Origin of the sequence: Ruegeria alba, from assembly GCF_022321465.1 — a bacterium.
Taxonomy (GTDB): Bacteria; Pseudomonadota; Alphaproteobacteria; order Rhodobacterales; family Rhodobacteraceae; genus Ruegeria_B; species Ruegeria_B alba.
The window spans coordinates 147,738-160,249 of sequence record NZ_JAKOEM010000005.1 but is presented as its reverse complement, the minus strand read 5'-3'; the positions used below and the strand labels follow the sequence as shown (position 1 = coordinate 160,249).

Annotated in this window: 12 protein-coding genes and 1 tRNA gene; 8 read left to right on the top strand and 5 right to left on the bottom strand. The window is 64.6% G+C overall.

Annotated elements, in window-relative coordinates:
* Positions 1-14 precede the first annotated feature (14 nt).
* Positions 15-88, bottom strand: a tRNA-Cys gene (locus MB818_RS08690).
* A 284-nt stretch (positions 89-372) separates the two neighbouring features.
* Here MB818_RS08690 and MB818_RS08685 point away from each other — a divergent pair.
* From MB818_RS08685 to MB818_RS08675, 3 genes are all read left to right on the top strand, one after another.
* Positions 373-1,026, top strand: a complete 654-nt coding sequence (locus MB818_RS08685; protein ID WP_234137734.1) for a protein-L-isoaspartate O-methyltransferase family protein — start codon at positions 373-375, stop codon at positions 1,024-1,026.
* A 97-nt stretch (positions 1,027-1,123) separates the two neighbouring features.
* The gene (locus MB818_RS08680) at positions 1,124-2,542 is read left to right on the top strand and encodes a TolC family outer membrane protein (protein WP_234137735.1); all 1,419 of its coding nucleotides are present in this window, start codon (positions 1,124-1,126) and stop codon (positions 2,540-2,542) included.
* Between the two features lie 75 nt (positions 2,543-2,617).
* Positions 2,618-3,526: a hypothetical protein gene (locus tag MB818_RS08675; RefSeq protein WP_234166988.1), complete on the top strand. Its 909-nt coding sequence runs from the start codon at positions 2,618-2,620 to the stop codon at positions 3,524-3,526.
* Here the strand turns inward: MB818_RS08675 and MB818_RS08670 are convergent, their stop codons facing one another.
* Positions 3,527-4,984 carry a cobyric acid synthase gene (locus MB818_RS08670; RefSeq protein WP_238904807.1) on the bottom strand — a complete coding sequence of 486 codons (1,458 nt, stop codon included), beginning with the start codon at positions 4,982-4,984 and terminating at the stop codon, positions 3,527-3,529.
* A gap of 177 nt (positions 4,985-5,161) precedes the next feature.
* Entirely contained in the window at positions 5,162-5,479 is a 318-nt protein-coding gene (locus MB818_RS08665; protein WP_044028028.1) for a DUF6280 family protein, read from the bottom strand.
* Positions 5,480-5,699: 220 nt separating this feature from the next.
* Between MB818_RS08665 and efp the strand changes: the two genes are divergently transcribed.
* Positions 5,700-6,263: an elongation factor P gene (gene efp / locus MB818_RS08660; protein WP_234137738.1), complete on the top strand. Its 564-nt coding sequence runs from the start codon at positions 5,700-5,702 to the stop codon at positions 6,261-6,263.
* 60 nt (positions 6,264-6,323) lie between these two features.
* Here efp and MB818_RS08655 read toward each other — a convergent pair whose 3' ends face one another.
* Positions 6,324-7,229, bottom strand: a complete 906-nt coding sequence (locus MB818_RS08655; RefSeq protein WP_234137739.1) for an ABC transporter transmembrane domain-containing protein — start codon at positions 7,227-7,229, stop codon at positions 6,324-6,326.
* Between the two features lie 55 nt (positions 7,230-7,284).
* On the bottom strand, positions 7,285-8,019 hold the full coding sequence (gene ygfZ, locus MB818_RS08650; RefSeq protein WP_234219276.1) for a CAF17-like 4Fe-4S cluster assembly/insertion protein YgfZ: 735 nt from the start codon (positions 8,017-8,019) through the stop codon (positions 7,285-7,287).
* Positions 8,020-8,098: 79 nt separating this feature from the next.
* Between ygfZ and MB818_RS08645 the strand changes: the two genes are divergently transcribed.
* The 4 genes from MB818_RS08645 to MB818_RS08630 are packed head-to-tail and all read left to right on the top strand — an operon-like array spanning position 8,099 to position 12,512.
* Positions 8,099-8,779 (top strand): TIGR04283 family arsenosugar biosynthesis glycosyltransferase, encoded by a 681-nt coding sequence (locus MB818_RS08645; protein ID WP_234137741.1) that lies wholly within the window; start codon positions 8,099-8,101, stop codon positions 8,777-8,779.
* 58 nt (positions 8,780-8,837) lie between these two features.
* Positions 8,838-9,506 carry a paraquat-inducible protein A gene (locus MB818_RS08640; protein ID WP_234177170.1) on the top strand — a complete coding sequence of 223 codons (669 nt, stop codon included), beginning with the start codon at positions 8,838-8,840 and terminating at the stop codon, positions 9,504-9,506.
* Entirely contained in the window at positions 9,503-10,105 is a 603-nt protein-coding gene (locus MB818_RS08635; protein WP_234143384.1) for a paraquat-inducible protein A, read from the top strand. Before MB818_RS08640 ends, MB818_RS08635 begins: the two co-directional genes overlap by 4 nt.
* Positions 10,098-12,512, top strand: a complete 2,415-nt coding sequence (locus tag MB818_RS08630; RefSeq protein WP_238904806.1) for an MlaD family protein — start codon at positions 10,098-10,100, stop codon at positions 12,510-12,512. The genes MB818_RS08635 and MB818_RS08630 overlap by 8 nt, the downstream gene beginning before the upstream one ends.

Here is a 12,512-nt window from a genome sequence, read left to right as displayed (position 1 = left end):
TCATTGATTTTGTGTGGAGGCGAGTACCGGAATCGAACCGGTGTACACGGATTTGCAATCCGCTGCGTCACCACTCCGCCAACTCGCCTCGGCAGGGCATAAGCCCTTGCGGTGTAGCGGCGATCTAGCATTGGCAAGCGTGAAGCGCAAGACCGCTGCCGTATTGATTTTGCGCCCGCTTCACTTTCATTCGCGCCCTGGTCGCCTGCATACGCTGCGGGTGCGCAGACCTCGCCGGTCCGCATGCGCGGTCTCTGCGTCAATTCTCGCCGGGCATTCGGGCCACCCAAGCCGGTTTTGCCGCGATGGGACGTTGCCGGGGCGGTATGGTTGTGGCAAAAGCCGGTAAGCGATCTACAAGTGAGCCAGACCATGACCGATTTCGCCACCCGCCGCCGCATGATGGTGGACAACCAGGTCCGCCCTTCGGACGTTACCAAGTTTCCCATCATCCAGGCGATGCTAAGCGTCCCGCGCGAGGTCTTCGTTCCCGATGCGCAGCGTGATGTGGCCTATGCCGATACGATGGTCGACCTGGGCGAAGGGCGTACGATGTTGGAGCCGCGAACGCTGGCAAAGATGCTCGATGCCGCTGCGATCGGCAGCGATGAGGTGGTTATGGATGTGGGTTCGGGGCTGGGCTATTCGGCGGCGCTTGCCGCGCGGATGGCAGAACTGGTTGTCGCCGTCGAAGAGGTCACGGAACTAGCCGAAGAGGCGCAGACACTGCTGATGGATAGCGGTGCGGACAACGCCGTGCTGCATCAGGGTGTATTGGCTCAAGGCGCAGCCGAACATGGCCCTTATGACGTGATCCTGATCCAGGGTGGGGTTGAGCAGGTACCGGACGTGCTGACGGATCAACTGAAAGAAGGCGGGCGAATTGTCGCGGTTTTCATGGAAGGTGCCTTGGGTACGGTTCGGATCGGGCGCAAATCCGCCTCCGGACTGTCTTGGCGGCAGGCTTTCAACGCAACGGCCCCGGTCCTGCCGGGATTCGAGCGAGAACGCGCGTTCAGCCTTTGAGCAGGCGCGACGCAATGAGCACGCTTGCGTTTGCGGGTCTAAGAGCGTCTTCTGCGAGAGGGCAAAAACTGATTTGAGCATTTGGAGGCAGGAAAATATGTTGCGGACATTTACGGGACGACTGTCGAAGATGGCAGCGTTAGCTGCGAGTGTGGCAGTCCTCGCCACTGCTCCTCGGCCGGCGGTTGCAGACAATCTCGCCGATGCGTTGATCGGGGCCTATAATTCCAGTGGCCTTCTGGAACAGAACCGCGCATTGCTCAGGGCAGCAGACGAAGACGTTGCCATTGCCCTATCCGCTTTGCGGCCGATCGTTAACTGGACTGCCCGGATCCAAAGCGACTACACCAAATCCGGCAACGGACTGACTTCGACCAGCAGTTCGCCCGACACATTCTTTACCGGGTTGGAGTTGAACCAGCTGATCTATGACGGCGGTGCGGCGCGGCTGGGAAAGCAGGCGGCGCAGGAAACGGTACTGTCCACACGTCAATCGCTGGTACAGGTCGAACAACAAATTCTGCTGCGCGCTGTCACTGCCTATCTGAGCGTATTGCTGCAGGAGGAAGCAGTTGGTATCCGCCAGAACAACGTGCGTCTTCTCGGTGAGGAACTGCGTGCTTCGGAGGATCGGTTCGAAGTTGGTGAAGTCACCCGCACGGACGTCGCTTTGTCGCAGTCGCGTTTGGCCAACGCCCGGGCCAATCTGGCCGATGCCAATGGCGCACTGACAACCGCACATGCCGAATATATCAATGCGGTGGGGCGCCATCCAGGTCGCACCGCTGGACAGCCGTCGATGCCGGGGCTGCCTCGGAGCGAGGAGGATGCGGTGGCGCTGGCCTTGCGCAATCACCCCGCGTTGCTTTCGGCGCAGCATCAGGTGCGGGCGCTAGAACTGGGCATCGAACAACAGCGGGCGAATCTTGGCCCCAACGTCCGCTTCCAGGCGGATCTCGGCCTGACCGACGATTTCGGAGGCAGCAATTTCAACGAATCCGCAACCGCGCGGATGATCTACTCGCAGCCGCTTTATGCTGGTGGGCGTTTAGCCGCCACTGTGCGTCGTATTATGGCGCAGCGCGATGCTTCGCGTGCCAACCTCCTGAATGTGCAGCGCGACGTTACCCAAGATGTGAGCGACGCCTATGTGCGCTATCAGACCGCCGATGCAAGCCTTACCGCTTCGGACGAGCGGGTGCGCGCCGCACAGGTCGCCTTCGACGGTATCCGCGAAGAAGCAACCTTGGGTGCTCGTACCACGCTGGACGTCCTGACCGCCGAGCAGGACCTGCTTGATGCGCAATTGGCCCGTGTTTCGGCCCGGACTGAACGCTCGCTGGCGGCCTATCAACTGCTGGCCTCGCAGGGCCTGCTGACCGCCGAACGGCTGGGCCTGGCCGTGCAAATCTATGACCCGACTCTCTATTACAACATGGTCAAGGACGCGCCTGCAGCGATCTCGAAACGTAGCCGCGATCTGGATCGTGTGCTCGAGGCACTGGGCAAGAAGTGACAATTCGCACCGTCTGTTGTCGGAGCAGCGGAATTTCGCTACACTCCTGGTCGAGGCCAAGAGTGGTAATACCAAATGTCTGATCCTGCAAAGAACGTAGAGATCGAAGATGTCCTGTCTTCGATCCGGCGGTTGGTAAGCGAAGAGGGGCGTGCAGCGGCGCGGCCCGAGGTGCCGTCGAGTGCTCCGAAACCGGGCAAGCTGGTGCTGACCCCGGCATTGAGGGTTGCGGAAACAGTCGAGCCGACCGAAAACGCAACTCTATCCGAGCCAGAAACGACTGTTGACCGGGCTGATCACGCACCTTGGACCGATCCAGAGGCGACCCTGTATTCAGCTGCCACCGCCGCGGGCCAAATGCCTGCCGAGGCAGGCACGGCTGAAGAGCCGGAGACAGACGAAGAAGCGGCGCCGGACGCACTCGCGCCCGAGACACTGGCCGAGAATGCAGACCCAGAGATGGAGGCCCGCGGTTCCGAGGGTGGAAGCGTCTTCGAACTACCCGACGCCGAAGTGGCTGACCACCACCTGGAGACTGTGTTCCAGGAGACCGATGCGTTTTCCGTTGCAGAACAGGATAGCGGCGAAGATGTTCTGACCGAAGAGAGCCTGACTGCGCGGATCGAGGTCCTAGAAACCATGATCAGCCAGGCCGAGGAAGATTGGGAGCCAGATGGCCTGAGCGCGGATGCCTATTCGGGCACGAGTGTCGAGGCGATGACTTGGCAGGATCACGCCCCACAGGACGAGGATTTCGCTCCTGGTGTCCACGCCACTGCGGATCCTGAGGGGGATGTGGTAGAGGACTCGTCGATCCTGTCGCCAGACGAAGCGTTTCTGGATGAAGACAGCCTGCGCGAACTGGTGGCCGATATTGTGCGCGAGGAATTGCAGGGAGCCTTGGGGGAGCGAATCACTCGCAACGTGCGCAAGCTGGTCCGACGCGAGATCCACCGGGCGCTGACTGCACAGGAACTTGACTGATCAGCGCCGCTGAGGCGGTTCTGCCAGGGACAAGAGCATATCGAGGTCCATATGGGCCTCGATATGCTCAGCCAGCGCATCCAGCACCTGTTCGACCCCGTCCTCATAGCCCACAAGAGCCTCGTGTCCCAACTCGCCCAAATAGCGGGCGCGGAATGCGTCCGAGGCGAACAGCCCGTGCAGATAGCTGCCGCGAATGCGCCCGTTGGGCGAGGCGGCCCCTTCGGGCCTGCCGTCGATCTCAAGCCAGGCACGAGCGCAATCCGCACCATCGGTGCGACCGATATGGATTTCGTACCCGGTGACCGGTTCGCGGCCGGGCAGGGCGGTGGCATGGCGCAGGGTGACCTGCTTGTCGCCGGTCATCATCGTATGCACGTCGAGCAGGCCCAGCCCCTCGGTCCGGCCCGGACGCCCCTCGATCCCGTCGGGGTCGTCAATGCTGTGCCCCAGCATCTGATAGCCGCCGCACAGGCCCAGAACATGGCCGCCACGCCGAACATGGGCGTAGAGGTCGATATCCCAGCCCTGGGCGCGGAAATAGGCCAGGTCGCCCACGGTGGACTTGCTGCCGGGTAACAGGACCAGATCGGCATCGCCGGGTATGGGGCGGCCCGCTGGCACGATCTCCACATTGACCCCCGGCTCGGCCGCCAGCGGGTCGAGATCGTCGAAATTCGCCATCCGCTCCAGTTGCGGCACCACCACCTTGCAGGCGCCACCCGGGGCCGAGCGAATGTCCATCATGTCCTCGGCAGGCAGGCGCCAGGCGTCGTTGAACCAGGGCACCACGCCAAGGCAGGGCCAGCCGGTGCGCCGGGCGATGTCGTCGCGGCCCTCGTCAAACAGCGCGATGTCGCCCTTGAAGCGATTCACCGCAAAGCCTCGGATTTGCGCCAGGTCGCCCGGCTCCAGCACCGCCCGGGTGCCGACGATCTGGGCAATCACACCGCCGCGATGGATGTCGCCCACCAGCACCACGGGCACCCCCGCTGCGCAGGCAAAGCCCATGTTGGCGATGTCGCCCGCGCGCAGGTTGGTCTCGGCCGGGCTGCCGGCACCCTCGATCAGCACCAGATCGGCGTCGCCGCAAAGCCGGTCGAAGCTTTCCAGCGCCTTTTCAAGCAGATGCGCCTTGTTCTTGCGGTAATCGCCCGCGCGCATGGTGCCCGCGCGCTTGCCCTGAACCACGATCTGGGCGCCGGTATCGGTCTCGGGTTTCAGCAGGATCGGGTTCATGTCGGTATGGGGCACCCGTCGTGCGGCGCGGGCCTGAAGCGCCTGCGCGCGCCCGATCTCGCCACCGTTTTCGGTGGCGGCGGCGTTGTTGGACATGTTCTGTGGCTTGAACGGGGCCACCCGCAGCCCGCGCCGCGTTAACGCGCGGGCCAGTCCCGCCACCAGCATCGACTTGCCGACATTGCTGCCGGTGCCCTGGATCATGATCGCCCGAACCATGCGCGGCCCTTTCCGTTTGGCTCAGATGACCCGATTCCGGGTCGGCTGGATAGTCCCCGCGCGGCAGGTCGCGGGCGGGTTGCGGCGCGGATGAAAGCAACGATCACCTGCCCGACGTCGGGCAACAAAAAACGCGCCCGACAACAGGGCGCGTCTTTGCATGTGGCAAGGCCGGTCTCAGGCGGCTTCGGCCTGGGCGGCGTTGCGACGCTCGCTTTCCTCGCGCGACAGCGCGACCGAGGTGCGCACACCGCGCCCCACGAATTCCATCAGGCCGCGCACAACCCGCTCGTTCGGGTCGATGCCGGCACAGCTCAGCACTTCGCGCCCATCGCGCGACCGGGCCCAGCGGGCGATCTGCTCGGGACCGTTGCCATATTTCTTGTCGTCGGCGATGGCATCGTCGAGCGCGGCCAACACAACGGCCGCGAAGAGTTTACGTGCACGGTTGCCTTGCTCGTTGTTAAAGGCGGTGCCGTCAACGAAATCTTTCATCTCGTCTTCCTTGTTGTTCTTGCTCTTGCAATTTTCGGCGTGGCGTTCCTTATGACGGATCGGGCACGATTCGGGTACCTTTAATTTGCATGGGTGTACTGCAAATTTTGCATGGCTCGCTGCGGATGCAGCACTAGGTTTCGTTGTCTTGCCTGGGGCCGTCCCGCCAGATATAGGGGCGCAAATGGGTGCATCAACCGTCGTGTGAAGGAATTATGTCATGCCCAAGATCAACGGAAACGAAATTCGCCCCGGCAATGTGCTGGAGCATAATGGTGGGCTTTGGGCGGCTGTGAAAGTCGATCACGTCAAGCCCGGCAAGGGCGGTGCCTTTGCCCAGGTCGAGCTGCGCAACCTGCGCAACGGTTCGAAACTGAACGAACGCTTTCGCAGCGCCGACAAGGTCGAGCGCGTGCGTCTGGAGCAGAAGGATCAGCAATTTCTCTATGAATCCGATGGGATGCTGGTCTTTATGGATGCAGAGACTTACGAGCAGATCGAACTGCCCGCCGACCTGCTGGGCGAGCGTCGCCCCTTCCTTCAGGACGGCATGACCATCCTGGTCGAGTTCTACGAGAGCGAGGCACTGAATGCCACGCTGCCGCAAAAGGTGACCTGCAAGATCGTCGAGACCGAGCCGGTGGTAAAGGGTCAGACCGCCGCCAACTCGTTCAAGCCCGCGCTGCTGGACAATGGGGTCAAGGTGATGGTGCCGCCCTTTATCGGGCAGGATGAAATGATCGTGGTGAACACCGAAACCATGGAATATTCCGAACGCGCGTGACGTCACGTCGTTTGCGCGATACGGGCCGTCCCAAGAGGGCGGCCCGCTGCTTTTTGGGGCTCATGCGCGCTCCGCGAACAACTCGCGCAGCAGTTCGAACTTGATCCGGTTGGCGCTGACCTGCCGGTAAAAGGCGATCAGAAAGGCGGTGGGGGCCTGAATGCGGCCCAGCCCGCTGACCGCCGCGACCACGGTACCCACATCCGTGCGTCCATGCAGCACCAGCCAGCCGCCCAGCATCAGCACCGCCACCGTACCGGCGCCGTTGATGGCGCTGATCACGAATTTGGTCGAGAGCTTCCACAGGAACATGTTGCGGCGAGTGGCATAGATCTCGTCAAAGGTCTGTTCGACCTCTGTGACCGCCGCGGCGATGTCCTCCTCGCTCAGCCGGTTGCCGGCGGCGCGCAACAGCTTCACCCGTCGCGCCACATAACGGTTCACCTGGCGTTGAGACAGCAGCACGATGGCGATCTGCGGCAGGATCATCAACAGGGCGATCAGGCCCAGGCCCGGTTGCGTTGACGAGATATAGCCGATGACGCTGACCAGCGTTCCAATCTGCACCACCGGATCGGCAAAGGCGCCACCGGCGAATTTGCCCAGTTCCTCGGCCTCGGCGCTGACAGCGGTGGTCAACGTGCCCTGATGCAGGTTGTGCCCCCCTTCGGCGGCGCGGGTGACCAGACGCATGCGGATCAGGCGGATGACATGCTCGCCCAGGGTGCCGGACAGGAAACCGGTCAGAAATTTCAGCACCAGGCTGGCCAGGATGGCGACGCCCATACCGGCGCCCAGCAGGAACAAGTTTCCAGCGTCGATCGCCTCGTCGGTCAGCAGGTTGACGATGTTGCGCTGAAACTCCAGCGGCACCGCCGCCAGAGTGGCAATCGCCAGCGACAGCACGATCAGCATCACCTGCCGACGCCCGCTGACCCGCCAGATCGCGGCATAGAGTTGCAGCATGTCCCGTCCCTCGTGGTTTTGCGCCAACACTGCCTCGGCGCCGGGACAAGATCAATCAGAGCATGCGCAAGTGTGCCTCTCCCGCCTGCATCTCGCCGCTTGCCCGGTCAAAGCGCAGGTAAGCGATGGCGCGGTCGCCCGCGCGGGTATGCAGCGTGCCGACCGGCTTGCCATCGGCAGTGATCTCGGTGCCCGGTTCAGCGGGGCCGTCGATGGCGACGCGGGCCAATCCCTTGCGCAGCTCGGTCTTGTGTTTCATGCGCGCGGTCACTTCCTGACCGACATAACACCCCTTGCGGAAATCGACGCCGTTCAGCGCCTCGAACCCGGATTCCAGAAGATAGCTGTCGGGGGTCAGTTCGATCCCGGTCTCGGGGATGCAATGGGCGACCCGGATCGCGTCCCAGTCACTGCCGTCATCGCTCTCGGGCGCTGCTGTATAGGCCCGCCAGCCCAGCGCCGGATGGCGCGGGTCGGGCAGGGCGCCCGCCGGGGCGGGACCGGTGCCGCGTTGCAGGTGCAGCCCGCTGTCGCCGATCTCGACCGCGGCGCGCAGCTTGTACATGCTCAGGCGCTTGAGGGTTGCGTCGGCGAGGCTCTCGGCGATGTCGAGCAGGACGCTGTCGCCATCGCGGCACAGAAAGAAATCGGCCAGATACTTGCCCTGCGGCGTCAGCAGCGCGGCATAGACCAGCCCCTGATCCAGCTTGCGGATGTCATTGCTGACCAGCCCCTGAAGGAAACTGTCGGTGTCGGCACCACTCAGGCGCAGGATGCGGCGGCTGGGCATCTGGGGTCCTCGTCATCATGTTCGACCCCGTGATATAGGAGAAGCGCACCGCCTGACCAGAGGCCGCAGGAGACCGCCCGTGCCCGCACCGCTCAGCATCGTGATCCCGACCCTTCAGGCCGAAAGCGGCCTGCCGCGCCTGCTGGAGGCGCTGATCGAGGGGCTGCCAAGCGGCCTGATCCGCGAGGTGATCGTCAGCGATGGCGGCTCGCAGGACGCGACTTGTGCAATTGCCGAGGCGGCGGGGGCGCAGGTACTGATCGGCCCGCCCTCGCGCGGGGGGCAGTTGCGGCGCGGCTGCGACGCGGCGCGGGGCGACTGGCTGTTGGTGCTGCATGCCGACACGCTGCCCGATCCCGGCTGGGCCGAGGTGGTGGCGGATCACATCGCGGCCAGCGATGATCCGGCCTGTTTCCGGCTTGCCTTTCGCGCCAGCGGCCCGGGGGCGGCCTGGGTGGCGGGCTGGGCCAATCTGCGCACGCGGCTGTTTGGTCTGCCCTATGGCGATCAGGGTCTGCTGATACGGCGGCGCGATTACGAGGCGGCGGGCGGCTATCCCGACCAGCCGCTGATGGAGGACGTGCATCTGGTGCGCGCGCTGGCCCGCGCGCCCGTGCTCTTGCCGCACCGGGCAGTGACCGGGGCCGAACGCTATCTGCACGGCGGCTGGCTGCGCCGGGGTGCGCGCAACCTCTGGACGCTGATGCGCTATTTTGCCGGCACCGATCCCGAGGTTCTGGCGCGGGCTTACCGGAGATAGCACTTGCCCTCGCCGTGGTATGGGCAAGAATGCGGCTACAACGCCGGGACCGGACGGGATGACTGAAACGGACAGGAAATCAGAGGAACAGGCCGCCTGGGCGGCGCTGTTCGCGCGCGACCCGGACGGGGTGATCGCCTGTCCCGCCTGCGACCGGCTGCATGTGGCCGCGCCGGTGGCGCCGGGCCAGATCGCCCGCTGCACCCGCTGCCATTTCACACTGATCGCGCCGCGCCGCGACACGCTGAACCGCACGCTGGCGCTGGCGCTCACTTCTGCGGTGCTGATGGTGGCGATGCTGAGCTTTCCCTTTCTGACCTTGTCCCGGCAGGGGCTGAGCCACGAGGTCTCTATCCTGGGCATGGTCACCGGGCTGGCCCATGGCTGGTACCTGCTGCTGGCGCTGGTGGTGGGGCTGTTCGTGATCGCCCTGCCGATGCTGCGGGCGGCGGCGCTGGTCTATGTGGTCTGGTCGCTGCGGCGTCCCCGGCTGGCGCCTGCCTCGCGCCGTATCTTCCGCCTGGCCGAGGCGGTGGCGCCCTGGGCGATGACCGAGGTGTTCATCATCGGGACCGGGGTGGCGCTGGTCAAGGTCGCCGGCCTGGCACGGGTCGATTTCGGCACCGCCTTCTGGCTCTTCTGCGTCATGGTTCTGGTGCTGGCGCTGAAGAACGCCTCGGTCTGCCGCTGGACCATCTGGGCGCTGATGCGTGAGAAAAGCCGATGACCCGTGCCGCCGACATGGGCTGGATCGGTTGCCACAACTGCGGCGCGGTGCACGCGCCCGGGCCGTCCCGCTGCCGGACCTGCGGTGCGGTGCTGCATGCACGCCTGCCCAACAGCCTGCAAAAGGTCTGGGCCTGGCTGCTGACCGGGGTGCTGTTCCTGATTCCCGCCAATCTCTATCCGCTGCTCAGCAACGAGATTTTCGGCCATGAAGAGGGGCATACCATCCTCGAAGGCATCGTTCTGTTTGCCCGCTCGGGCGATCTGTTGGTGGCGGGGGTGATCTTTCTGGCCAGTTTCGTGATCCCGGTGGTCAAGGTGGTGGTGATTGCGCTGTTGGCCTGGTCGGTGCATTTCGACTGGCAGATGGACCGGCGCAGGCGGCTGTTGCTTTATGAATTCGTCGAATTCATCGGTCGCTGGTCGATGATCGACGTGTTTGTGGTGGCGCTCTTGACCGGGTTGGTTCATCTGGGGGCGATCCTGTCGTTCCTGCCGGGATTGGGAGCGGTGTGTTTCGCCTTCTCCGTGATATGTACCATGCTGTCGGCGCAGGCCATGGACGCCAAATTGATTTGGGATGACGATCGGGATGAGTGACGCTCCGCCGCTGCGGCAACCGGATATCGAAACGCGCGTGGCGCGCGGCTGGCGCGGCCTGTCGCTGGTCTGGCTGGTGCCGGTCGCCGCCGTGGCCGGCGCGCTTGCGCTGGTCTGGCAGAACTATTCCAACCGCGACATTCCCATCCGGATCGAATTTGCCGACGCCACCGGGATCGAGGTCGACAAGACCGAGATCCGCTTTCGCGAGGTCTCGGTGGGCCGGGTCAGCGGCATGCGCTTCAGCGAGGATCTGAGCCGCGTCATCGTCGAGGCCGAGATCCACCGCGAACTGGAACGCTATCTGGACAGCGATGCACGGTTCTGGCGGGTCACGGCCCGGGTGGGGCCGGGCGGTATCAGCGGGCTGAACACGCTGCTCTCGGGTGCCTATATCGCCGCCGACTGGGACGCGGTCGAGGGCGAGGCGGAACGTGATTTCGTCGCCGAGGCCGAGGCGCCCGCCGTGCCGCCGGGCACCAAGGGGCTGGCGGTGGTGCTGATCGCGCCCGACAGCGGCTCGGTCTCGGTGGGGGCGCCGATCCTGCACAAGGGCGTGCAGATGGGCAAGATCGCCGCCGTGCGCTATGACGCGCTCAGCGGCTCGGTCCTGTTGACCGGCTTCATCGAGGCGCCGCATGACAAGCTGATCAACTCGGCCACCCGATTCTGGAACGTGTCGGGCGCGGGGCTGGAACTGGGCGAGGGTGGCATCCAGCTCAAGGTCGACAGCCTTGCCTCGCTGTTGCAGGGAGGCATTGCCTTCGACACCGCCATCTCGGGTGGCAAGGCGTTGGGCAAGCGGCCGATCTTTGACCTTTATGCCACCGAAGAGTCTGCCCGGGACAGCCTGCTGGGTGACAGCCTGCAAGCCACCGTCGAGGTGATGTCGAGTTTCGAAGGGTCGGTGCGTGGGCTCAAGATCGGGTCCGAAGTGATGTTCCGGGGCGTAAAGGTCGGGCAGGTGCGTCATCTCTCGGCCGAGATCGACGAGAGTGCGGGGGGCAGGCCCGATATCCGCATGCAGGTCATCTATACGATCGAGCCGGGGCGACTGGGTCTGCACGATGTCTCGACCCCCGACGATACCCTGTCGCTGCTGGCCACGATGGTCGAGCGCGGTGGCGTGCGGGCGCAGCTGATGCCGGCCTCGTTCTTTTCGGGCGGGCTGGTGGTGCAGTTGCAGGAAAACCCCGATGCGCCCGCCGCCACGCTGGATCGCGAGTCGACGCCGTTTCCCGCGATGCCGTCGCTACCGACGCCACCGGATACGCTGGCGGTGGCCTCGCAGAACGTACTGGACCGGGTGGCGGCGCTGCCGGTCGAGGAACTGATGCAGCGTGCCATCGAGACACTGGAAAACGTCAACGTCATCTTGGCCGACGGCGATACCCGGCGCATCCCCGCCGATCTGCGCGACATGCTGGGCAATGTTAATGCGGTGGCGGGGTCGGAAAGCCTGCAGAAGCTGCCCGACGACCTGCGCCAGGCGCTGGCCTCGGTCAATGCGGTCCTGGCGCGGTTCGAGGCGGAGGAGGGCGCGCAGAAACTGGTTTCCGCGCTTGAGGAGTTGCGGACCGCCGCGACCGGTATTTCGGCGGCCAGCGCCGAACTGCCCGCGCTGGTCCGGGATATCGACGCGCTGGTGGCCAAGGCGGATGCCTTGCCGCTGGAGGAGGTCGTGGCCTCGGCCGACCGGGTCCTGCAATCCGCCGATACGCTGTTGCGCAGTGAAGACGTGGAACGGGTGCCCGCCGCGCTGAACGCGGCGCTGGAGCAGGCCGAACAGACGCTGGTGTCGATCCGCGATGCCGCCGGGTCGGTCAACGACACGCTCACGACATTTGAAGAGAAACAGGTCGCCCAGACCCTGGTCGATGCGCTGGGCGATATGCGCAATGCCGCAGCAAATGTCGAAACCGCCAGCGCCGAGCTGCCGCAGCTGGTCGCCGATATCGACCGGCTGATCGAGACCGCCAATGCGCTGCCGCTGGCCGATGTGACTGCCTCGGCCGACCGGGTTCTGCAATCTGCCGACGCCTTCCTGCGCAACGAGGATATGGACAAGGTACCCGGCGCGCTGGCCGGTGCGCTGGGAGAGGCGCAGCGCGCGCTGGAAGAATTGCGGCAGGGCGGCGCGGTCGAGAACCTCAACCGAACGCTGGAAACCGCCAGCACGGCGGCGGACTCGGTTGCCCTGGCGGTGCAGACCCTGCCGGATCTTGCGGCGCGGCTCGACGCATTGGCCGACAGCGCCGAGGCGACCATCGGCGCCTATGGCCCCGGTTCGCCCGTCAATCGCGAGGTGCAGGCTGCCATCGGCGATCTGCGCGCCACCGTGCGCTCGCTCAACGCGCTGGTTCAGGCGATCCGGCGCAAACCCAATTCCCTGCTCGTAGGACGCTGA

Bases quoted from the DNA above. Each gene is read 5' to 3' on its own strand.
- MB818_RS08685 (WP_234137734.1), top strand. From the start codon at position 373: ATGACCGATTTCGCCACCCGCCGCCGCATGATGGTGGACAACCAGGTC.
- MB818_RS08680 (WP_234137735.1), top strand. From the start codon at position 1,124: ATGTTGCGGACATTTACGGGACGACTGTCGAAGATGGCAGCGTTAGCT.
- MB818_RS08675 (WP_234166988.1), top strand. From the start codon at position 2,618: ATGTCTGATCCTGCAAAGAACGTAGAGATCGAAGATGTCCTGTCTTCG.
- MB818_RS08670 (WP_238904807.1), bottom strand. From the start codon at position 4,984: ATGGTTCGGGCGATCATGATCCAGGGCACCGGCAGCAATGTCGGCAAG.
- MB818_RS08665 (WP_044028028.1), bottom strand. From the start codon at position 5,479: ATGAAAGATTTCGTTGACGGCACCGCCTTTAACAACGAGCAAGGCAAC.
- efp (WP_234137738.1), top strand. From the start codon at position 5,700: ATGCCCAAGATCAACGGAAACGAAATTCGCCCCGGCAATGTGCTGGAG.
- MB818_RS08655 (WP_234137739.1), bottom strand. From the start codon at position 7,229: ATGCTGCAACTCTATGCCGCGATCTGGCGGGTCAGCGGGCGTCGGCAG.
- ygfZ (WP_234219276.1), bottom strand. From the start codon at position 8,019: ATGCCCAGCCGCCGCATCCTGCGCCTGAGTGGTGCCGACACCGACAGT.
- MB818_RS08640 (WP_234177170.1), top strand. From the start codon at position 8,838: ATGACTGAAACGGACAGGAAATCAGAGGAACAGGCCGCCTGGGCGGCG.
- MB818_RS08635 (WP_234143384.1), top strand. From the start codon at position 9,503: ATGACCCGTGCCGCCGACATGGGCTGGATCGGTTGCCACAACTGCGGC.
- MB818_RS08630 (WP_238904806.1), top strand. From the start codon at position 10,098: ATGAGTGACGCTCCGCCGCTGCGGCAACCGGATATCGAAACGCGCGTG.